Raw genomic sequence first — 21,161 nt, forward strand, 5'->3', positions numbered from 1 at the left:
GTTCGGAAGGGGCGATCACGTCTCCAACTGGGTGCCCAGCGCTGCCCTGCCGGGCGGCGACGGTGCCGGACACCCACGCCCGCTCTGCGGAAAGCGGTCCGTTGTGCCACTAGGTGTCATGGCACACGCAGAGCGTGATCGCGGGGTGTAAAGCCGTCCTCCCCCCGCTCCGTTCCGGGGAAACCTCAACCCGCCAAGAATTCTTCCCTCCGCTGTCGGCGGGAGTGGCCCGGGTCGGCCGGGAAGGTGTCCCGCGGTGATCGTTCTGAGCCCTCTTACAACCGGTTTACGGGCGAAAGCGGCAGGATGGAGGCCTGACCACACGAAAAGATTCCGCCAACGTGCCGACCGGGCCCGCGGGCGACCCCGAGGAAGGACAAACGACGTGCGCGTACTCGTCGTCGAGGACGAGCAACTGCTCGCCGATGCGGTGGCCACCGGACTGCGCCGGGAGGCCATGGCCGTCGACGTCGTGTACGACGGTGCGGCGGCCCTGGAGCGCATCGGCGTCAACGACTACGACGTGGTCGTCCTCGACCGTGACCTCCCACTGGTGCACGGCGACGACGTCTGCCGCAAGATCGTCGAACTCGGCATGCCCACGCGCGTGTTGATGCTCACGGCTTCCGGAGACGTCAGCGACCGGGTCGAGGGACTGGAGATCGGCGCGGACGACTACCTCCCCAAGCCCTTCGCCTTCAGCGAGCTGACGGCACGCGTGCGTGCCCTCGGCCGGCGTACGAGTCTGCCGCTGCCGCCCGTCCTGGAGCGCGCCGGGATCAAGCTGGACCCGAACCGCCGTGAGGTCTTCCGCGACGGCAAGGAGGTCCAGCTCGCGCCGAAGGAGTTCGCCGTCCTGGAGGTGCTGCTGCGCAGCGAGGGCGCGGTCGTCTCCGCCGAGCAGCTCCTGGAGAAGGCCTGGGACGAGAACACGGACCCGTTCACCAACGTCGTACGCGTGACCGTGATGACCCTGCGCCGCAAGCTGGGCGAGCCTCCCGTGATCGTCACCGTGCCGGGCTCCGGTTACCGGATCTGAGGATTCGATGGCCACGACACCCGCTCCCCCGAAGGCGCCCCCGAAGCCCACCTGGGACCCGAGGAAGCCCCAGCAGCTACCGCTGCCCTGGCTGCGCCCGACCATCCGCATACGCCTGACGCTGCTCTACGGCGGCATGTTCCTGATCGCCGGCATCCTGCTGCTGTCGATCATCTATCTCCTGGCCGCCCAGGCCATCCGTGAGGGCAGCAACCAGTCGTTCGCGATCGAGGGCACCGTCACCAGGATCACCAGTGACACCTGCCCGGTGCTGAACACCGCGACCACCGACGACCAGCGCAACTCCGCGCTCAAGGCATGCAGCGACGCCCTGCGGCAGCACGCCCTGGACAGCCTGCTCAGCCGCTCGCTGCTCACGCTGCTGGGCCTCGCCGTGATCGCCTTCGCGTTCGGCTACGCCATGGCCGGCCGGGTCCTGACCCCGCTCGGCCGGATCACCCGTACCGCCCGCGCGGTGGCCGGCTCGGACCTGTCCCGCCGGATCGAGCTGGACGGCCCCGACGACGAGCTGAAGGAGCTGGCGGACACCCTGGACGACATGCTGGAGCGCCTCCAGCGGGCGTTCACGGCCCAGCAGAGGTTCGTCGGCAACGCGTCGCACGAGCTGAGAACGCCGCTGGCGATCAACCGCACGCTCCTTGAGGTGCACCTGTCGGATCCGGCGGCGCCACCGGAACTCCAGCAGCTGGGCAAGACGCTGCTGGCCACCAATGAGCGCAGTGAGCAGCTGGTCGAGGGGCTGCTGCTGCTGGCCCGCAGCGACAACCAGATCGTCGAGCGGAAACCGGTCGATCTGGCCGAGGTCGCCTCGCAGGCCGTCGACCAGACGCATGCCGAGGCCGAGGCCAAGGGCGTCGAGTTCCGGGGGAAGCGTGATCCCGTGGTCGTCCAGGGCAACGGCGTACTGCTGGAGCGGATCGCGCTGAACCTCGTACAGAACGCGGTGCGGTACAACGTGCCGGAGGACGGCTGGGTCGAGGTGAACACCGTGGTCCAGCACGGGCAGGCGGTGCTGGTCGTCTCGAACACGGGTCCTGTGGTCCCGGCGTACGAGGTGGACAACCTCTTCGAGCCCTTCAGGCGGCTGCGTACGGAGCGTACGGGCAGTGACAAGGGTGTGGGCCTCGGACTGTCGATCGCGCGCTCTGTGGCGCGCGCTCACGGCGGCCACATCTCGGCCACACCGCGTGAGGGGGGTGGGCTCGTGATGCGAGTCGCCCTTCCTATCTGAGATCATGTCGCCGACACGCGAGGATGTTCGCTTTGCGCGGAATTTCCGGGGCGACTTCCCGGTGACCTCGTGTGTGATCGATCACAAGGGCGAAATTCCGGCCATCTACTGTCCGTGATCATGCGACCTGCCATAAGGCCCGGATAATCCGGGTTTTCGGGGGTCTTGATCACGGGAAGTACACGGTGGGGCGCCTTTGAAGTGCGGTATTCGGACCGTGTACGGTCCGCATCGCCATCCATGCCGATCTCTCTTGAGGAGGTCGGTTGGGTGTCGATTGAGTAACAGACCTTGATGTGAGGCAAAATCTCCGCCTCAGGTCGGGCACAAGTCCGGCCTCTCACGCGTTACCTGCGCTGAGACACCGCAGACACCCAGAGGGGGAGAGCGCGACATGGCAACGGATTACGACACCCCACGCAAGACCGACGACGACGTCGACTCGGACAGCCTTGAAGAACTGAAGGCCAGGAGGAACGACAAGTCGACTTCCGCCGTGGACGTCGACGAGTTCGAGGCCGCCGAAGGCCTCGAACTGCCCGGAGCGGACCTCTCGAACGAGGAGTTGGCCGTCCGGGTGCTGCCCAAGCAGCAGGACGAGTTCACTTGCATGACCTGCTTCCTGGTGCACCACCGCAGCCAGCTGGCCCGCGAGAAGAACGGTCAGCCGATCTGCCGCGACTGCGACTGAGGGCGGGTCGGCCGTGACTGGCTCGACCCCTCCTTGGAAGCGCCGCTTCCCTTCGCGGGGAGCGGACCAGGGGCCGCAGAACGGCCCTCACGGTGCTCGTGACGACGAGCGAGGCTCATCCGGTACAGGATCGGCCTCGCTCGAACCGGCCGACAGGCCGGCCGACCACGGGGATGACCTCCCGGTGCCGGCCGAGCCTTCCGTCCCCGTCGCCGGGCGACGGACGGCCGCGATCCGGCAGAAGGCCAGGGAAGGCGTCCTCAAGGGCGGCAGCCGGGCGAAGGCGAGCCTGGCGTACCTCACCGACCGGATCATCGAGAACGCCCCGCGTATCCCCGTACGCGACCTCGCCACCCTCCGCAGACAGTTCCCGGGCCTCGGGCCCGAGGAGATCGCGGACAAGCTCGTCGCCGGCGCCGCGAGCGCGACGGCGACCGTCGGCGCGGGCATCGGGGCCGCGGCGATGCTGCCGGTGCCACCGGCCATGCCGACCGAACTGGCCGCCGAGATCACCGGTGTGGCCGCGATCGAGCTGAAGATGATCGCCGAGCTGCACGAGGTCTACGGCGTACGGCCACCGGGCAATCTGAAGCAGCGCAGCACCGCGTACCTCAACTCGTGGTCGGGCGAGCGCGGCATCGACGTGACCAAGCCGTCGACGTTCAACTCGGCCCTCGGGGGCCAGATGAAGCGCGAACTGCGCCAGCAGATCATGAAGCGGATGGTCCGGGACCTGCCCAACCTGATCCCGTTCATGGTGGGCGCGGCCGTCGGCGCGGTGATGAACCGGCGCGACACCAGAAAGCTCGCGGGCCACGTCCGCAAGGACCTGCGTAAGTTCCAGGTCCCCTGGGACCAGCTCCCGGAACTGCCCCCGCTGCCGCCGCCCACCGACGCGCTGGACATCGCGAACGGGCCGAGGGAACTCGGGAAGTAGGCGGCCCGCACGGGCCCGGAAACCTCTGGGTACAGGAGCGGCGGGCAAGTCTTTGCCCGCCGTCGAAGAAGAATTTGCCGACCGGTTCAGCCGGCGTCGCGCGCGGCGGCCGCCCGCGCCGATTCCAGCGCCGCCACCAGCTGCTCGGGCTCCCGCGTCGACAGATACAGGTACGGGGTGGGGTCCTCGGGGTCCGTGACCTGGACGCGCAGCGCTGTCGGGATGTAGGCGCGCAGCAGCATGAAGGCGCGGGTGTCGGCCTTGTACGTGCGCCAGGCGCGGGCCTCCTCCGCGTCCAGGATCTCCGCCTCGCCCAGGGCCGCCACCGGGATCTTCGCCTCGCCCGCGATCAGGGCGTCACCCACGACCCGGATCCGGATCGAGCCGTACGAACTCGCCGCCACCGCGGCCGCCGCCGTACCGCCCACCAGGCCGCCGAGCAGGGGCAGCGTGCCGAACGGGAGCAGGATCAGGGCGAAGGAGACGCCGACCAGGAAGGAGATCAGCCACCAGGAGCGGGGGGCCGTGAGGCGTTCTTCGTACGGGGAGGCCGAAAGCTGCATGGAGCCAAGCTTGGCATGGTGTCGGTCGACGGCCGACTCGCGGGTAAGGTCTGCGGCTGTGAGTGGTACATCCGCAGCTCTGAAGCCCCCCGCCGACGCCGTGGCGCCCGTGCGGCACCCGGACGCGCCCGCGCCCGGAGAGCTGCTCGGTGCCCACTACGAACAGTGTTTCGGATGTGGCAGCGAGCAGGCCCACGGGCTGCACCTCGCCGCGCGGGCCGGCGACGGGGTCACCGTCACCGCCGAGTTCACCGTCAGGGAGGCCCACCAGGGCGCCCCCGGTCTCGCCCACGGCGGGGTGCTCGCCAGCGCGCTGGACGAGACGCTCGGCTCGCTGAACTGGCTGCTGCGCACCATCGCGGTGACCGGACGGCTGGAGACCGAGTTCGTCCGGCCCGTGCCCGTCGGCACCCTGCTGCATCTGGAGGCCGAGGTCACCGCGGTGGCACGGCGGAAGATCTACTCGACCGCCACCGGACGCATCGGCGGCCCCGACGGGCCCGTCGCGGTGCGCGCCGAGGCCCTCTTCATCGAGGTCAAGGTCGAGCACTTCATCGACAACGGCCGCCCGGAGGAGATCCAGGCGGCCATGAGCGACCCGGACCAGGTCCGGCGCGCCCGCGCATTCGAGGTGAACCCGTGAGCCCCGCACCCATGGGCCGTGAGCCCCTGGACGTCCTCATCCGCCGCGTCGACCCGGACGTACCGCTTCCGGCGTACGCACAGCCCGGCGACGCCGGAGCCGACCTGCGGACGACCGAGGAGTGCGAACTGAAACCGGGCGAACGAGCCGTTCTGCCCACCGGGGTGTCCATCGCGCTCCCGGACGGGTACGCGGCCTTCGTGCACCCCCGTTCGGGGCTCGCCGCCCGCTGCGGTGTCGCTCTGGTGAATGCCCCGGGGACGGTTGATGCCGGGTACCGTGGGGAGATCAAGGTGATCGTGGTGAATCTCGACCCGCACGAACCCGTGCGATTCGAGCGCTTCGACAGGATTGCCCAACTGGTCGTCCAGCAGGTCGAGAAGGTCCGCTTCCGGGAGGTCGCGGAACTTCCCGGCTCGGCGCGGGCCGAGGGGGGCTTCGGGTCCACCGGAGGTCACGCCTCGGTGGGCGGTGCGAGCGGTCACAGCGGTCAGGCCGCAGTGGGCGGCACAACGGGTGGGAATCGATACGCTTCGGTCGTATCCGACCGGGAAGGACAGTGACGTGTTCGGACGTCGCAAGAAGAAGGGTGCCGCCGAGGACGCGGCCGGCGAGGCCGAGCAGGTCGTCGACAGCGGCACTGAGGCGGACGAGGAAGCCACGGGCGGGCGCGCACGCGTCCGGCTGGAGCCGGAGCCGCGTCCCGACGGGCCCTGGGACGACACCGAGGTCCGCGAGCCCGGCGAGGGCCGGGTGGACCTGGGCGGACTGTTCGTGCCCGGAGTCGACGGCATGGAACTTCGGGTCGAGGTCGCGGGCGACGCGATCGTCGCGGCGACCGTAGTGCTGCGCGACAGCGCCGTGCAGCTCCAGGCCTTCGCCGCGCCCAAGCGCGAGGGCATCTGGGGCGAGGTACGCGAGGAGATCGCCAGCGGCATCACCCAGCAGGGTGGCATCGTCGACGAGGTCGAGGGGCCGCTGGGCTGGGAGCTGCGTGCGCAGGTGCCGGTGCAACTGCCGGACGGCACGGGTGGTTTCCAGGTCGTGCGGTTCGTCGGTGTGGACGGTCCGCGGTGGTTCCTGCGGGGTGTCATCTCCGGGCAGGGCGCGGTGCAGCCGCAGGCGGCCGGGCTGCTGGAGCAGATCTTCCGGGACACGGTCGTCGTCCGTGGTGAGGGGCCGATGGCGCCTCGGGACCCGATCGTGCTGAAGCTGCCGAACGACGCGCAGATGGTGCCCGAGGGTGTTCAGCAGGAGGAGCAGGCTGGGTCCCGCTTCTCCGGTGGTATGGGGCAGCTGCAGCGTGGGCCGGAGATCACTGAGGTTCGTTAAGCGGTTTGTTGGCTGCGGGCCGGTGGGGGCTGGTCGCGCAGTTCCCCGCGCCCCTTTCGGGCTGCGCCCCTTCGGGTCGCGCCTCGAAAGGGGCGCGGCTCGTTTGTGGCGCGTCAGGGTTGTGTCAAAGACCTGTTCCTGCCTGCTTCCCGTCCTAATTGTCGGCATTGTTCGACGTATGGTCGACGCTGCGTACACAGCGGGCGCGGGAAGACAATGAGGCCATGGGACGCGGCAAGCTTCGGATCTATCTCGGTGCGGCACCGGGCGTCGGCAAGACGTACGCGATGCTCTCCGAGGCGCATCGCCGTGTCGAGCGGGGAACGGACTGTGTGGTGGCCTTCGTGGAGCACCACAGTCGGCCGCGTACGGAGGTGATGCTCCACGGACTGGAGCAGATCCCGCGCAAGGAGTTGGACTACCGCGGATCCGTGTTCACCGAGATGGACGTGGACGCCGTGCTCGCCCGCCGGCCGCAGGTCGCCCTGGTGGACGAACTGCCGCACACCAATGTCCCGGGCTCGCGCAACACCAAGCGCTGGCAGGACGTCGAGGAGCTGCTGGCCGCCGGTATTGACGTGATATCGACTGTCAACATTCAACATCTTGAGTCGTTGGGTGATGTGGTTGAGTCGATCACTGGTGTACGTCAACAGGAGACCGTTCCCGACGAAGTGGTCCGGCGTGCGGATCAGATCGAGCTGGTCGACATGTCCCCGCAGGCGCTGCGCCGGCGGATGGCCCACGGCAACATCTACAAGTCGGACAAGGTCGACGCGGCTCTGTCCAACTACTTCCGGCCGGGGAACCTGACCGCCCTGCGGGAGCTGGCGCTGCTGTGGGTGGCGGACCGGGTCGACGAGTACCTGACCGAGTACCGCAGTGAGCACCAGGTCTCCAGGATCTGGGGTTCGCGGGAACGGATCGTGGTCGGACTCACCGGCGGACCCGAGGGCCGTACGTTGATCCGGCGGGCCGCGCGGCTCGCGGAGAAGGGTGCCGGCGGCGAGGTCATGGCCGTCTACATCGCCAGCAGCGACGGGCTGACCAACGCCTCGCCGAAGGAACTGACCGTCCAGCGGACCCTGGTCGAGGATCTCGGCGGAACGTTTCACCATGTGGTCGGGGACGACATCCCGGTGGCGCTGCTGGACTTCGCGCGGGGCGTGAACGCCACCCAGATCGTGCTGGGCGTCTCCCGGCGCAAGACCTGGCAGTACGTCTTCGGGCCCGGGGTCGGCGCGACCGTGGCCCGGGACTCGGGGCCCGACCTCGACGTCCACCTGATCACCCACGGCGAGGCCGGCAAGGGACGCGGGCTGCCCGTGGCCCGGGGGGCCAGGCTCGGGCGGGCGCGGATCATGTGGGGCTGGCTGGTCGGCGTGGCCGGTCCGCTGGGCCTCGCGCTGCTGCTGAACGCCGTCGACCTCGGCCTCGCCAACGACATGCTGCTGTTCCTGGCGCTCACCGTGGCGGCGGCCCTGCTCGGCGGCCTGTACCCGGCGCTCGCCTCGGCGGCCTTCGGCTCCATGCTGCTGAACTACTTCTACACGCCGCCGTACCACCGGCTGACCATCGCCGACCCGAAGAACATCGTCGCCCTCGTGATCTTCTTCGGGGTCGCCGTGGCGGTGGCGTCCGTGGTGGACCTCGCCGCCCGGCGTACGCATCAGGCGGCCCGGCTGCGGGCCGAGTCGGAGATCCTCTCCTTCCTCGCGGGGAGCGTCCTGCGCGGCGAGACCAGCCTGGAGGCGCTCCTCGAACGGGTCCGGGAGACCTTCGGGATGGAGTCCGTGGCGCTGCTGGAACGGGCGGGCGACGTCGATCCCTGGACCTGCGCGGGCAGCGTCGGCACCCGGAAGGCCGTGGAGCGGCCGGAGGACGCGGACGTGGACATGCCGGTCGGCGACCACATGGCGCTCGCGCTGTCCGGACGGGTACTGCCCGCCGCCGACCGGCGTGTACTGGCCGCGTTCGCCGCCCAGGCGGCCGTGGTCCTGGACCGCCGGCGCCTCCAGTCCCAGGCCGACCAGGCCCGTACCCTCGCCGAGGGCAACCGGATCCGCACGGCGCTGCTCGCCGCCGTCAGCCATGACCTCCGTACGCCACTGGCCGGGATCAAGGCGGCGGTCACGTCGCTGCGGTCGGACGACGTGGAGTGGTCCGAGGAGGACCGGGCCGAACTGCTGGCCGGCATCGAGGACGGCGCCGACCGGCTCGACCACCTGGTGGGCAACCTGCTGGACATGTCCCGGCTCCAGACCGGGACGGTCACCCCGCTGATCAGGGAGATCGACCTGGACGAGGTGGTGCCGATGGCGCTGGGGGGCGTACCCGAGGACAGTGTCGAGCTGGACATTCCCGAGACGCTGCCGATGGTCGCCGTCGACCCCGGGCTGCTGGAGCGGTCGGTGGCCAACCTGGTCGAGAACGCCGTCAAGTACAGCCCGGACGGGGAGCCGGTGCTGGTGGCCGCCAGTGCCATCGCCGACCGGGTGGAGGTGCGGGTGGTGGACCGTGGGCCGGGCGTGCCGGACGAGGCGAAGGACCGCATCTTCGAGCCCTTCCAGCGGTACGGTGACGCTCCGCGCGGGGCCGGGGTGGGGCTGGGGCTGGCGGTGGCCCGGGGGTTCGCCGAGGCGATGGGCGGCACGCTCCAGGCCGAGGACACGCCTGGGGGCGGGCTGAGCATGGTGCTCACGGTGCGGGCGGCGGGGACGGGCGCGGGGGTCGAGCCCCTGCGGAGTGGTGGAGTGACGGGGGCCGTGGCAGTGGGAACAGAAGTGCGGGCGGAGAGGCAGGTTTCATGACCCGGGTGCTGGTGGTCGACGACGAGCCGCAGATCGTGCGTGCGCTCGTGATCAACCTCAAGGCACGCAAGTACGAGGTCGACGCGGCTCCCGACGGTGCCACCGCCCTCGAACTGGCCGCCGCCCGCCATCCCGACGTGGTCGTGCTCGACCTGGGGCTGCCCGACATGGACGGCGTCGAGGTGATCAAGGGGCTCCGGGGCTGGACCCGGGTGCCGATCCTGGTGCTGTCGGCCCGGCACACGTCCGACGAGAAGGTCGAGGCGCTCGACGCGGGCGCCGACGACTACGTCACCAAGCCCTTCGGCATGGACGAGCTGCTGGCCCGGCTGCGGGCCGCCGTCCGCCGGGCCGAGCCCACCGGGAGCGCCGAGGACGAGGTCGTGGTGGAGACCGACGAGTTCACCGTCGACCTCGCCGCGAAGAAGGTCCACCGCGGGGGGCGCGACGTACGGCTGACTCCCACGGAGTGGCATCTCCTGGAGGTGCTCGTACGCAACACGGGCCGGCTGGTCAGCCAGAAACAGCTGCTCCAGGAGGTGTGGGGGCCGTCCTACGGGACGGAGACCAACTATCTGCGCGTGTACATGGCGCAGCTGCGGCGCAAGCTGGAGACGGATCCCTCGCATCCGAAGCACTTCATCACCGAGCCGGGGATGGGGTACCGGTTCGAGCGGTAGGCCACGGGGGTACGTCGGTGTCGGTGGGCGCCGGTACGCTTCAGGTATGAGTGCTGTTCCTCGTTCCGAGAAGCCGACGGGCCGGTTTCGGCGCATGCTCGACCGGCTCTCCTCGTCGCAGGAGGACCTGGAGTCCGAGGAGCTGCGCGAGGACACCGCGACCGCGGGCTGTACGCGTATCGGTGACTGCCACGACCGACAGATAGTGACGGTTACTGGTACCTTGCGCACGGTCACGCTACGGCCGAGGGCGGGGGTCCCGGCCCTGGAGGCCGAGCTGTTCGACGGCTCGGCCGCGCTGGACGTGGTGTGGCTCGGCCGACGTTCCATCGTCGGGATAGAGCCGGGGCGCAAGCTGATCGCGTCGGGGCGGATCTCGATGAGCCGGGGACGCCGTGTGCTGTTCAATCCGAAATACGAACTGAGACCTCTCGGACGGGAGTAGCCGGTGACGTCGCTCGACAAGCCGACCGAAGACGCCCAGCACGATTCCAGGGCGGTGACCGAGGCCGCGCTCTTCGAGGCGTTCGGCGGTCTGCGGGGCATGATCGAGACGGTCCTGCCGGGGCTGCTCTTCGTCACGATCTACACGATCAAGAAGGACCTGCACGCGTCGGCCATCGCGGCCCTCGCTGTCTCGGTGGTGCTGGTCGTGGTGCGCCTCGTCACGAAGGACACCGTCAAGCACGCCTTCAGCGGGGTGTTCGGGGTCGCCTTCGGTGTCGTCTTCGCGATGATGACGGGCAATGCCAAGGACTTCTATCTGCCCGGCATGCTCTACACGCTGGGGCTGGCGCTGGCGTACATCATCACGACGCTGTTCGGAGTTCCGCTGCTCGGGCTGATCCTCGGCCCGGTCTTCAAGGAGAACCTCTCCTGGCGTACGCGTAATCCTGGGCGCAAGAAGGCCTATGCGAAGGCCAGTTGGGCTTGGGGGCTGATTCTGCTCGCCAAGTGCGCGATTCTGTTCCCGCTGTACTGGTGGGCGGACACGGCGTCGCTGGGGTGGGTGCTGGTGGCGTTGAAGATTCCGCCGTTCCTGTTGGCCGTGTGGCTCACTTGGGTGTTCCTGGCGAAGGCGCCGGCGCCTATTGATGTGTTCGCGGAGATGGAGGCGGAGGAGCGGGCGGAGGAGGAGCGGCGTAAGGCCGCGGCTTCTTCCGAGTAGGGGGTGTGGGGGTCGGCGTTGGGTTTTCTCGCCCCCGCCACCCCTACCCGTCCCATCCTTCTGGGGGCTGTGCCCCCAGACCCCCCTTCGTCCTCAAACGCCGGACGGGCTGAAATACGACGCGCTCGTCCTCAAACGCCGGACGGGCTGAAAAGCTCAGTCCTTCCGTACCGACAGCAGGTCCTCCAGCTGTTCCTCCCTTGCCTGGGCCGCTACGAACAGGAGTTCGTCGCCTGCTTCCAGGGAGTCCTCGCGGGACGGGGTCAGGACTCGGGTGCCGCGGATGATCGTCACCAGGGACGTGTCCTCCGGCCATTCCACGTCGCCGACCTGGGTGCCTGCCAGGGCCGACTCCGGGGGGAGGGTCAGTTCTACGAGGTTCGCGTCGCCGTGGCTGAAGCGGAGGAGGCGGACCAGGTCGCCCACGCTCACCGCTTCCTCGACCAGGGCCGACATCAGGCGGGGGGTGGAGACCGCCACGTCCACGCCCCAGGCCTCGTTGAACAGCCACTCGTTCTTGGGGTTGTTGACGCGGGCGACGACGCGTGGGACGCCGTACTCCGTCTTCGCGAGCAGGGAGACGACGAGGTTCACCTTGTCGTCGCCCGTCGCGGCGATCACCACGTTGCAGCGCTGCAGCGCGGCCTCGTCAAGTGAGGTGATCTCGCAGGCGTCGGCCAGGAGCCACTCCGCCTGGGGGACTCGTTCGACCGAGATGGCCGTCGGGGCCTTGTCGATCAGCAGGATCTCGTGGCCGTTCTCCAGCAGCTCGCCCGCGATCGAGCGGCCGACGGCACCGGCACCGGCAATGGCGACCCTCATCAGTGACCGGCCTCCTCTTCAGGGCCCTCGGCGAAGGACGCCTCGACCTTCTCGACGTCGTCCGTACGCATCATCACGTGCACCAGGTCGCCCTCCTGCAGCACCGTCTGAGAGGAGGGCAGGACCGCCTCGCCCAGCCGGGTGAGGAAGGCGACACGCACGCCGGTCTCGTCCTGCAGCTTGCTGATCTTGTGGCCGACCCAGGCCGACGAGGCGTGCACCTCGGCGAGCTGGACGCCGCCGGTGGGGTCGCGCCACAGGGGCTCGGCCCCGGACGGCAGCAGCCTGCGCAGCATCTGGTCGGCCGTCCAGCGGACGGTGGCGACGGTCGGGATGCCCAGGCGCTGGTAGACCTCGGCACGGCGGGGGTCGTAGATACGGGCCGCGACGTTCTCGATGCCGAACATCTCGCGCGCCACCCGGGCGGCGATGATGTTCGAGTTGTCACCGCTGGAGACGGCGGCGAAAGCGCCTGCCTCCTCGATGCCCGCCTCGCGCAGGGTGTCCTGGTCGAAGCCGACCCCGGTGACGCGCCGGCCGCCGAACCCGGAGCCCAGTCGTCGGAAGGCGGTGGGGTCCTGGTCGATCACGGCGACCGTGTGCCCCTGTTGCTCCAGGGTCTGGGCGAGAGCGGAACCCACTCTGCCGCAGCCCATGATGACGATGTGCACGACCGTCCTTCCGATCCGAGGTCGAAGCCCGCCGTTGTCGACTTGGCTCGATTGGCTTGAACAGGGTCTCAGACCCTCGCCCAAGCTACACACGCACGGTCGGCCGAGGGCACCCCCTTACCTGCGGCTGATGCTGCGGACGCTGGCCAGAGTGAGCAGGGCTAGGACGACAAGTGAGGCGACGGCGCCGATCAGCTCCGCGGCGAGGTGGGGCATGGGGGGCTCCCGGAAGGCGATGAAAGGGTTAAAGAGCACATAAGGCATGCTGTGTTTTCGTCATATAGCCATGAGGACGCGGTTCCGGCGGCATTTGCCTGTCTCGGATGTCGGGATTTCACTCGGCGGACCGCCGGGATTTCACCCGGATGTGCCCAGAACAAGGCGGGGAGCTTACGATCCTGTCCGTGTCCAAACTGACCGACGTGCCCAAACGCATCCTGATCGGGCGCGCACTGCGCAGTGATCGGCTCGGCGAAACGCTCCTGCCGAAGCGCATCGCTCTCCCCGTCTTCGCCTCCGACCCGCTCTCCTCCGTTGCCTACGCTCCCGGGGAAGTGCTGCTGGTCCTGTCGATCGCGGGCGTGTCGGCCTACCACTTCAGCCCGTGGATCGCGGTCGCTGTCGTCGTACTGATGTTCACCGTGGTCGCCTCCTACCGGCAGAACGTGCACGCCTACCCGAGCGGCGGCGGCGACTACGAGGTGGCGAACACCAACCTCGGCCCCAAGGCCGGGCTCACGGTCGCCAGCGCCCTGCTCGTCGACTACGTGCTCACCGTCGCCGTGTCGATCTCCTCCGGCATCGAGAACCTCGGCTCCGCGATCCCCTTCGTCGTCGAGCACAAGGTGCTCTGCGCGGTCGCCGTCATCGTGCTGCTCACGCTGATGAACCTGCGGGGCGTCAAGGAGTCCGGGAAGCTGTTCGCGATTCCGACGTACGTGTTCGTCGCGGGCGTCTTCATCATGATCGCGTGGGGCGCCTTCCGCGGGCTGGTGCTGGACGAGACCATGCGCGCGCCGACCGCCGGCTACGAGATCAAGGCCGAGCACCAGGGACTGGCCGGATTCGCGCTGGTGTTCCTGCTGCTGCGCGCCTTCTCCTCCGGCTGCGCGGCGCTCACCGGCGTCGAGGCCATCTCCAACGGTGTGCCGGCCTTCCGTAAGCCGAAGTCCAAGAACGCGGCGACCACGCTGGCGGCGATGGGCCTCCTGGCCGTCACCATGTTCTGCGGGATCATCGGGCTCGCCATGGCCACCAAGGTGCGGATGGCCGAGAACCCCGCGCACGACCTGCTGAACAAGGGCGTCGAACTGGGCGCCGACTACGTCCAGAACCCGGTGATCTCCCAGGTCGCCGAGGCGGTGTTCGGCGACGGCAGCTTCTTCTTCATTCTGCTCGCCGCGGCCACCGCGCTGGTGCTGTTCCTGGCCGCCAACACCGCGTACAACGGCTTCCCGCTGCTCGGCTCGATCCTCGCCCAGGACCGCTACCTCCCGCGCCAGCTGCACACCCGCGGCGACCGGCTCGCCTTCTCCAACGGCATCGTGCTGCTCGCCGGTGCCGCCGTCCTGCTCGTGTGGATCTACGGGGCCGACTCGACCCGCCTCATCCAGCTCTACATCGTCGGCGTGTTCGTGTCGTTCACGCTCAGCCAGACCGGCATGGTCCGGCACTGGAACCGCCACCTGGCCACCGAGAAGGACCAGGCGAAGCGCCGGCACATGGTCCGCTCCCGCGCCATCAACACCTTCGGCGCCTTCTTCACCGGTCTGGTCCTGGTCGTCGTACTCGGCACGAAGTTCACGCACGGTGCCTGGGTGGCGCTGCTCGGCATGGTGATCTTCTACGCGGTGATGACCGCGATCCGTAAGCACTACGACCGGGTCTCCGCGGAGATCGCGGCCCCGGAGGGCCCGAGCGACGACAGCGTACGGCCGTCACGGGTGCACTCCGTCGTGCTGATCTCGAAGATCCACCGGCCCACCCTGCGCGCGCTCGCGTACGCGAAACTGATGCGCTCCGACACGTTGGAGGCGCTCAGCGTCAACGTCGACGCGGAGGAGACGAAGGCGCTGCGGGAGGAGTGGGAGCGGCGCGGGATCACCGTCCCGCTGAAGGTGCTCGACTCGCCGTACCGGGAGATCACCCGGCCGGTGATCGAGTACGTGAAGGGGCTGCGCCGGGATTCGCCGCGCGACGCCGTGTCCGTGATCATCCCGGAGTACGTGGTCGGCCACTGGTACGAGCATCTGCTGCACAACCAGAGCGCGCTCCGGCTCAAGGGACGCCTGCTGTTCACGCCGGGTGTCATGGTGACGTCGGTGCCCTACCAGCTGCAGTCGTCCGAGGCGGCGAAGAACCGCGCCCGCAAGCGGCAGGACTGGAACGCGCCCGGATCGGTCCGGCGCGGCCCGGCCGAGGAACGGCCGAAGGAGCCGAGCACCAAGGGTTGAGCCGACGGGCCCCTGTGCGGGCTTGTGGTGAGCGGTCGGGCGGGGTCCACGTAGACTGGTGGGCTGTTGTCCGGCCGTTCTCTCTTTCTCTCTTACGGAGTCACCCCACCATGCAGGCAGAACCGAAGAAATCGCTGGTGGGGCTGGAGTACGAGGTCGAGGTCGGTCCCGTCGCCCATGGCGGCCACTGCATCGCGCGTACGGAGGAGGGGCAGGTCCTCTTCGTCCGGCACACGCTGCCCGGTGAGCGGGTCGTGGCCCGGGTGACGGAGGGCGAGGAGGGCGCGCGTTTCCTGCGCGCGGACGCGGTGGAGGTGCTCACGGCGTCCAAGGACCGAGTCGAGGCCCCCTGCCCCTACGCCGGCCCCGGCCGCTGCGGCGGCTGCGACTGGCAGCACGCCAAGCCGGGCGCACAGCGCCGCCTCAAGGGCGAGGTCGTCGCCGAGCAGCTGAAGCGGCTCGCCGGCCTGACCCCCGAGGAGGCCGGCTGGGACGGCACGGTGATGCCGGCCGAGGGCGACAAGCTGCCGCCGGGTGAGGTCCCTCAGTGGCGTACGAGGGTGCAGTACGCGGTCGACGCGGACGGCAACGCCGGGCTGCGGCGCCACCGTTCGCACGAGGTCGAGCCGATCGAGCACTGCATGATCGCGGCGCCGGGCGTCAGCGAGCTGGGCATCGAGGAGCGCGACTGGTCGGGGATGGAGTCCGTCGACGCGATCGCCGCGACCGGATCCCAGGACCGCATGGTCATCCTGGAGCCGAAGCCGGGTGCTCGGTTGCCCCTGGTCGAGCTGGACAAGCCCGTCTCCGTCATGCGGGTCGAGGAGCACGACGGCGGCATCCACCGCGTCCACGGCCGCGCGTTCGTGCGCGAGCGCGCCGACGGCCGTACGTACCGGGTCGGCAGCGGCGGCTTCTGGCAGGTCCACCCGATGGCGGCCGACACCCTGATGAAGGCGGTCATGCAGGGCCTGCTCCCGCGCAAGGGAGACATGGCCCTCGATCTGTACTGCGGCGTCGGCCTGTTCGCGGGTGCGTTGGCCGACCGGATCGGCGAGAAGGGCGCGGTCCTCGGCATCGAGTCGGGCAAGCGGGCGGTCGAGGACGCGCGTCACAACCTTGCCTCGTTCGATCGGGTTCGCATCGAACAGGGCAAGGTCGAGGCGGTTCTGCCGCGCACGGGCATCACCGAGGTGGATCTGATCGTGCTGGATCCGCCTCGGGCGGGGGCGGGGCGGAAGACGGTCGAGCAGTTGGTGAAGCTGGGGGCGCGGAAGATCGCTTATGTGGCTTGCGATCCGGCTGCGTTGGCTCGGGACCTGGGGTATTTCCGGGAGGGGGGGTATCGGGTGCGGACCTTGCGGGCCTTTGACTTGTTCCCGATGACGCACCATGTGGAGTGCGTTGCCATCCTGGAGCCGGTGGCCAAGGGATCCTGATCTGCGGCTCGGCAGGGCGCGACCCTCGTCCGGGTGATCGCGGGCCGTTCCGGCCCGGTCGTGTCCGTGGTGCGCGACCCTCGTCCTTGTCGGACGTTCCTTCCGTCCGGCTGTCATGGCGCGGTCGTGGAGGTGTGGATTGGTTCGGTCCCCGGCCCGGTTCGGCGTATGGCGTGCCGGGCCGGGGCACCGTTCAGAAGTCCCAGCTCTGGCTTCGTGCTCCGTTGCAGCTCCAGCTCACCAGGAGTTGGCCGTTCTCAGGCCGGCCGCCCAGGATGTCGAGGCACTTTCCGTTCATCCGGCTGCGGATCTCGCTGCCGTTGCGGAACCACCGCTGGTTGGCGCCGCCGGTGCAGTCCCAGGTGCTCACCGATCCCAGGTCGCCGGGGTGGTGGGCGTAGATCTCCAGGCACTTTCCGTTCAGGCCGGAACGGATCTGCTCCCCGTCCCAGCGCCACTGCTGGTTGGTGTTTCCGTGGCAGTCCCACGTCACGACGGAGGAGCCGTTCTCCTGGTGGAACGCGAAGACGTCCGCGCACCTGCCGTTCAGGTTGGACTTGAGCAGCGGTGCCGCGGCGTAGGCCGGCGGTCCCGTGAAGGCACCGCCGACCGCGAGTCCCATCGCCGCCAGCAGCAGTGCCAGTCGTTTCGCAGCCCTCATGATTTCCCTCCGTATTGCCGGTGCGCGGTTGCGCTGACTCCTGACTACCGGCCTGGTGTTGTCCGGCGCCGGGGCGTCGCCGCCGGACATCAACAGCCGGACAAGCACCGCGAATCGCGGCTGCGGAGAGGCTCGGGAGAGGACGGGCATGCCACGCGCCGAACGCCCGCTTGACCCGGACCCCGGTCCGCTGACGCGGTTCGCGGCCGATCTGCGGAAGCTGCGCGAGGCGGCGGGACGGCCCCCTTATCGGGCACTGGCCAAGAGGGCGCACTATTCGTCCACGACGCTGTCGGACGCCGCGGGCGGGCGCACGTTTCCCAGCCTGGGTGTCACGCTCGCGTATGTCGAGGCGTGCCAGGGCGACCGTCGGGAGTGGGAGTGCCGTTGGCACACGGTCGCCGCCGAGATCGCCGCGCGTGTGCCCGGCGACGAGCCCGGGGAGACCGGCGGGAAGGGGACACCGTACGCAGGTCTTTGCGCGTTCCAGCCGGAGGACTCCGACCGCTTTTTCGGGCGTGAGCGGCTGACCGGCGAGGTGCTCGCGAAGGTGCGCGAGGGCCGGTTCCTGGCGGTCTTCGGGCCGTCCGGATCGGGGAAGTCCTCGCTGCTGCGGGCAGGGCTCGTCGCCCGGGTACGGGCATCGGGGTGGCCCGTGATGCTCTTCACGCCGGGGCCCCACCCGGTGGAGGAGTGCGCGATCCGCCTGGCCGCGGCGACAGGAGAGGACCCCGGCACGCTGATGGCCGACCTGCGCGCCGATCCCGCGGCGCTGCACCTGCGGCTCCGTCAGGCCACGCTCGACGCCGAACCGGACATCGACACACTGATCGTGGCCGACCAGTTCGAGGAGGTCTTCACCCTCTGCCGGGACCGCGACGAGAAAGACGCGTTCATCGCCATACTGATCGCCGCCGCCACCGCGAGGACCAGCCGGACCCGGGTGGTGCTCGGCGTGCGCGCCGATTTCTACGGCCACTGTGTCCAGGACCCCAGGCTGGTCGAGGCGATGAGGGACGCACAGCTCGCCGTCGGCCCGATGAACAGCCAGGAACTGCGCGAGGCCATCACCCGGCCGGCCGGGCTCGCCGACTGCACGGTGACCGGCCCGCTGCTGGCGGCCGTGGTCGCGGACGCGACCGGTCAGCCGGGTGCGCTGCCCCTGATCTCCCACGCCATGGTCGAGACCTGGCGCCGCCGCAGCGGCAACCGCCTGACCCTGGACGGGTATCTGGCGGCCGGCGGGATCCAGCACGCACTCGTGCGGACCGCCGAGACCGCCTACCGCGCGTTGTCACCGGTGCAGCAGAACCTCGCGAGGTCGCTGTTCCTCCGGCTGACCGCGCTGGGCGACGGTACGGAGGACACCAGACGCCGGATCACCCGGGATGAGCTGGACCCGGGTCCCGACACCGCCCTCGTGCTCGAATCCCTCGCCCGGCAACGGCTGGTGACGCTGGACGAGGAGTGCGTCGAGATCACCCACGAGGCGATCATCCGGTGCTGGCCGAGGCTGCGCGGCTGGCTGACCGAGGACCGGGACCGGCTGGTCCGGCACCGGCAGCTCACCGACGCGACCGCCGACTGGGAGGAGCACGGCCGCGACCCGCACGCCGTCTGGCGGGGGGCCCGCCTCGCCGCGGCACTGGACCTGGCCGCCGCGGATCCCGGCCGGCTGACATCCAGGGAGCGGTGCTTCCTCGACGCGAGCAGCGACGCGCAGGCCGGCGAGACGGCGGCGGCCAGACGGCGGACGGTCCGGCTGCGGCAGCTGGTCACGCTGCTCACCGTACTCATGGTCACCGCGGTCGCGGCGGGAGTGCTGGCCGTCGGCTCGCGCGACTCGGCCGTCCGGCAGCGCAACGTCGCCATCGCGCGGAAGGCCGCCGCGGACGCGGCCGAGGTTCGGCACCGGAACCCCGCGCTCTCCGCGCAGCTGAACCTGGCCGCGTACCGACTGGCGGGCACGGACGACGTTCGCGACCAGCTGATGAGCACGTTCGCGACGCCGTACGTCAGTCGGCTCATCGGTCACACGTCCGACGTGGTCTCGATCTCCTTCGCCCCGGACAGTACGGTCCTGGCCACCGCGAGCTGGGACGGCACCGTGCGGCTGTGGGACGTCGGGGACACCCACCACCCCGTCCAGCTGGCGGTGCTGAAGCAGCCCGGGCGGCTGTCGTCGGTCGCGTTCGGGCAGGGCGGGCGGGTTCTGGCGGCGGCGGGCGAACGATCGGTGCGGCTGTGGGACGTGGCCGACCGGCGGGCGCCCGTCGAGCTGAGCACCCTGCCGGTTCAGCCTGCCGCGCCGAAATGGGTGGCGTTCCGGCCCGACGGTGACATCGTCGCCACCGGCCACACCGACGGCGCGACACGGCTGTGGAACGTGCGGGACCCCCGTCATCCGCTGCCGCTGGCCACCCTGCCCGGCCATACCGCCGCGGTCACCTCGGCGGCGTTCAGCCCGGACGGCCGCAGGCTGGCGACCACCGGCGACACCACCGCCCGGTTGTGGGACGTCGCCGACCCCGCGCGTCCGCGCCGGCTCGACGTGCTGCGCGGACACACCGACACGGTGACCTCTGTGGCGTTCAGCCCGGACGGCCGGACCGTGGCGACCGGCGGCTGGGATCACACCGCCCGGATCTGGCACCTCGGCAGTGGTCCTCGGACACGGCCTGCGGCTGTTCTGTCCGGCCATGCCACGATCGTCTGGTCGGTGGCGTTCCACCCCGACGGCCGGACACTCGCCTCGGTCGGCGGGTCCACCCTGCTCTGGGACGTCGACGACCCGGCACACCCGAAGCGCGTCAGCGCGATTCCCGGTGGGGCCTACCAGGCCGCGTTCAGCCCGGACGGGCGTACGCTCGCCGACTCCGACCGGCTCCTCGACCTGCGGGATCTGTCGCTCGGGACCCACGACGACGTCGTCACGTCCCTGGCGTTCGCGCCTGACGGCCGGCTGCTCGCCAGCGCCAGCTGGGACGGCACCGTCCGGCTGTGGCAGGTCACCGGCGGCCGGGCCCTGTGGCCGCTGGCGCTTCTGCGCGGGCACACCAGGTTCGTACGGTCCGTGGCGTTCAGCCCGGACGGGCGCACCCTCGTCACCGCCGCCGAGGACGGCACCGTCCGAGTCTGGAACGTGACCGATCCACGCGGACCGCGGCTCATGTCGGTCCTCAGCCCCGAAGCCGGTGAGGTCGCGGGGGCCCGCTTCGGCCCCGACGGCCACGTGCTGGCCGTATGGGCGAAGGCCGAGACCGGACTGTGGGACCTGACCGATCCCGGCCGTCCCCGGCGGCTGAGCCGGATCACCGAGGGCGGGCCGGACGTCACGATGGCATCGTTCCGCCCCGACGGCCGCACCCTGGTGACGAGTACCGGCGAGTCCGGCTCGCTGCGGTTCTGGGACATCGGTGAGCCGCGCGTCCCCAGGGAACTCCGGTCCCCGTTCCGGTCCGACCCGCTGACCAGTGGCATCTTCAGCCCCGACAACCGGACCCTGGCCGCCGTCCACCGGCCGGACAGGACGGTCTGGCTGATCGACATCGACGACATCGACGACACCGGCAACCCGATGAAGCCGGCGAAGGCGCTGAAGGCGGTCACGGTCGCGCGGCTACGGGCGTCCGGCTCCTGGCTCTACGCGCTGGCCTTCTCCGCGGACGGCCGCCGGCTCGCGGCCGGTGGCGCGGACGGCCGGATCCCGCTGTGGGAGGCGAGGGGTACGGCTCGGGACGCGAGGGGTGCGGCTGCCTCCGTCCTCCTCACCGGCCAGTCGAGTCCGGTACCGGCCGTGGCGTTCGACCCGCGCGGCAACACCGTGGCCACCGGCGGCAACGACTTCACGATCCGGCTCTGGGACACCGGTCCGGACCGGGTCGCCGCCCGCGTCTGCGACAGCGTGTACCCGCGGATCACCAGAGCCGAATGGGTGCGGTACTTCGCGGCGGTCGACTTCGACCCGCCGTGCCCCGCCGTATGACGCCCATATGCAGCC

Annotated in this window: 18 protein-coding genes; 14 read left to right on the forward strand and 4 right to left on the reverse strand. The window is 70.0% G+C overall.

All coding sequences use genetic code 11. From position 1 onward, the window contains the following. Nucleotides 1-385 precede the first annotated feature (385 nt). From ACFYXF_RS35910 to ACFYXF_RS35925, 4 genes are all read left to right on the forward strand, one after another. A complete protein-coding gene (locus ACFYXF_RS35910; protein ID WP_006380516.1) occupies nucleotides 386-1,039 on the forward strand; it encodes a response regulator transcription factor in 654 nt (217 codons plus the stop codon). Between the two features lie 7 nt (nucleotides 1,040-1,046). Further along, the gene (locus tag ACFYXF_RS35915) at nucleotides 1,047-2,291 is read left to right on the forward strand and encodes a sensor histidine kinase (protein ID WP_389356139.1); all 1,245 of its coding nucleotides are present in this window, start codon (nucleotides 1,047-1,049) and stop codon (nucleotides 2,289-2,291) included. 394 nt (nucleotides 2,292-2,685) lie between these two features. Beyond that, nucleotides 2,686-2,982 (forward strand): DUF4193 domain-containing protein, encoded by a 297-nt coding sequence (locus ACFYXF_RS35920; protein ID WP_235474357.1) that lies wholly within the window; start codon nucleotides 2,686-2,688, stop codon nucleotides 2,980-2,982. A 13-nt stretch (nucleotides 2,983-2,995) separates the two neighbouring features. Further along, nucleotides 2,996-3,919 (forward strand): hypothetical protein, encoded by a 924-nt coding sequence (locus tag ACFYXF_RS35925; protein ID WP_389356140.1) that lies wholly within the window; start codon nucleotides 2,996-2,998, stop codon nucleotides 3,917-3,919. A gap of 86 nt (nucleotides 3,920-4,005) precedes the next feature. Here ACFYXF_RS35925 and ACFYXF_RS35930 read toward each other — a convergent pair whose 3' ends face one another. After that, nucleotides 4,006-4,482 carry a DUF3093 domain-containing protein gene (locus ACFYXF_RS35930; RefSeq protein ID WP_389356141.1) on the reverse strand — a complete coding sequence of 159 codons (477 nt, stop codon included), beginning with the start codon at nucleotides 4,480-4,482 and terminating at the stop codon, nucleotides 4,006-4,008. A gap of 58 nt (nucleotides 4,483-4,540) precedes the next feature. On the opposite strand from ACFYXF_RS35930, the gene ACFYXF_RS35935 reads away from it, so the two are divergent. From ACFYXF_RS35935 to ACFYXF_RS35965, 7 genes are all read left to right on the forward strand, one after another. Beyond that, on the forward strand, nucleotides 4,541-5,125 hold the full coding sequence (locus ACFYXF_RS35935; protein ID WP_389356142.1) for a PaaI family thioesterase: 585 nt from the start codon (nucleotides 4,541-4,543) through the stop codon (nucleotides 5,123-5,125). Between the two features lie 11 nt (nucleotides 5,126-5,136). Further along, on the forward strand, nucleotides 5,137-5,688 hold the full coding sequence (gene dut, locus ACFYXF_RS35940) for a dUTP diphosphatase (RefSeq protein ID WP_389356250.1): 552 nt from the start codon (nucleotides 5,137-5,139) through the stop codon (nucleotides 5,686-5,688). Between the two features lies 1 nt (nucleotide 5,689). Continuing rightward, on the forward strand, nucleotides 5,690-6,457 hold the full coding sequence (locus tag ACFYXF_RS35945) for a DUF3710 domain-containing protein (RefSeq protein WP_389356143.1): 768 nt from the start codon (nucleotides 5,690-5,692) through the stop codon (nucleotides 6,455-6,457). A gap of 224 nt (nucleotides 6,458-6,681) precedes the next feature. Continuing rightward, nucleotides 6,682-9,267 (forward strand): ATP-binding protein, encoded by a 2,586-nt coding sequence (locus ACFYXF_RS35950; protein ID WP_389356144.1) that lies wholly within the window; start codon nucleotides 6,682-6,684, stop codon nucleotides 9,265-9,267. Continuing rightward, entirely contained in the window at nucleotides 9,264-9,947 is a 684-nt protein-coding gene (locus ACFYXF_RS35955; protein WP_389356145.1) for a response regulator, read from the forward strand. Before ACFYXF_RS35950 ends, ACFYXF_RS35955 begins: the two co-directional genes overlap by 4 nt. Before the next feature lie 46 nt (nucleotides 9,948-9,993). After that, nucleotides 9,994-10,392: an OB-fold nucleic acid binding domain-containing protein gene (locus ACFYXF_RS35960; RefSeq protein WP_318320876.1), complete on the forward strand. Its 399-nt coding sequence runs from the start codon at nucleotides 9,994-9,996 to the stop codon at nucleotides 10,390-10,392. Nucleotides 10,393-10,395: 3 nt separating this feature from the next. Continuing rightward, nucleotides 10,396-11,115: a DUF3159 domain-containing protein gene (locus ACFYXF_RS35965; protein ID WP_389356146.1), complete on the forward strand. Its 720-nt coding sequence runs from the start codon at nucleotides 10,396-10,398 to the stop codon at nucleotides 11,113-11,115. 156 nt (nucleotides 11,116-11,271) lie between these two features. Here ACFYXF_RS35965 and ACFYXF_RS35970 read toward each other — a convergent pair whose 3' ends face one another. Together ACFYXF_RS35970 and ACFYXF_RS35975 are read right to left on the reverse strand one after the other, a co-directional pair. Continuing rightward, nucleotides 11,272-11,937, reverse strand: coding sequence for a TrkA family potassium uptake protein (locus ACFYXF_RS35970; protein ID WP_235474348.1), 666 nt, complete (start codon nucleotides 11,935-11,937; stop codon nucleotides 11,272-11,274). Then, a complete protein-coding gene (locus ACFYXF_RS35975; RefSeq protein WP_235474347.1) occupies nucleotides 11,937-12,608 on the reverse strand; it encodes a TrkA family potassium uptake protein in 672 nt (223 codons plus the stop codon). Before ACFYXF_RS35975 ends, ACFYXF_RS35970 begins: the two co-directional genes overlap by 1 nt. A 404-nt stretch (nucleotides 12,609-13,012) precedes the next feature. Between ACFYXF_RS35975 and ACFYXF_RS35980 the strand changes: the two genes are divergently transcribed. Together ACFYXF_RS35980 and ACFYXF_RS35985 are read left to right on the forward strand one after the other, a co-directional pair. Further along, a complete protein-coding gene (locus tag ACFYXF_RS35980) occupies nucleotides 13,013-15,061 on the forward strand; it encodes an APC family permease (RefSeq protein ID WP_389356147.1) in 2,049 nt (682 codons plus the stop codon). A gap of 110 nt (nucleotides 15,062-15,171) precedes the next feature. Continuing rightward, entirely contained in the window at nucleotides 15,172-16,500 is a 1,329-nt protein-coding gene (locus ACFYXF_RS35985; protein ID WP_389356148.1) for a class I SAM-dependent RNA methyltransferase, read from the forward strand. Between the two features lie 193 nt (nucleotides 16,501-16,693). Here the strand turns inward: ACFYXF_RS35985 and ACFYXF_RS35990 are convergent, their stop codons facing one another. Beyond that, complete coding sequence (locus tag ACFYXF_RS35990) at nucleotides 16,694-17,161, reverse strand: RICIN domain-containing protein (protein WP_389356149.1); 468 nt, start codon at nucleotides 17,159-17,161, stop codon at nucleotides 16,694-16,696. A gap of 148 nt (nucleotides 17,162-17,309) precedes the next feature. Between ACFYXF_RS35990 and ACFYXF_RS35995 the strand changes: the two genes are divergently transcribed. Next, nucleotides 17,310-21,146 carry a hypothetical protein gene (locus ACFYXF_RS35995; protein ID WP_389356150.1) on the forward strand — a complete coding sequence of 1,279 codons (3,837 nt, stop codon included), beginning with the start codon at nucleotides 17,310-17,312 and terminating at the stop codon, nucleotides 21,144-21,146. Nucleotides 21,147-21,161: the final 15 nt, after the last annotated feature.

The sequence above is a fragment of the Streptomyces sp. NPDC002680 genome (assembly GCF_042889145.1).
Classification (GTDB): domain Bacteria; phylum Actinomycetota; class Actinomycetes; order Streptomycetales; family Streptomycetaceae; genus Streptomyces; species Streptomyces adonidis.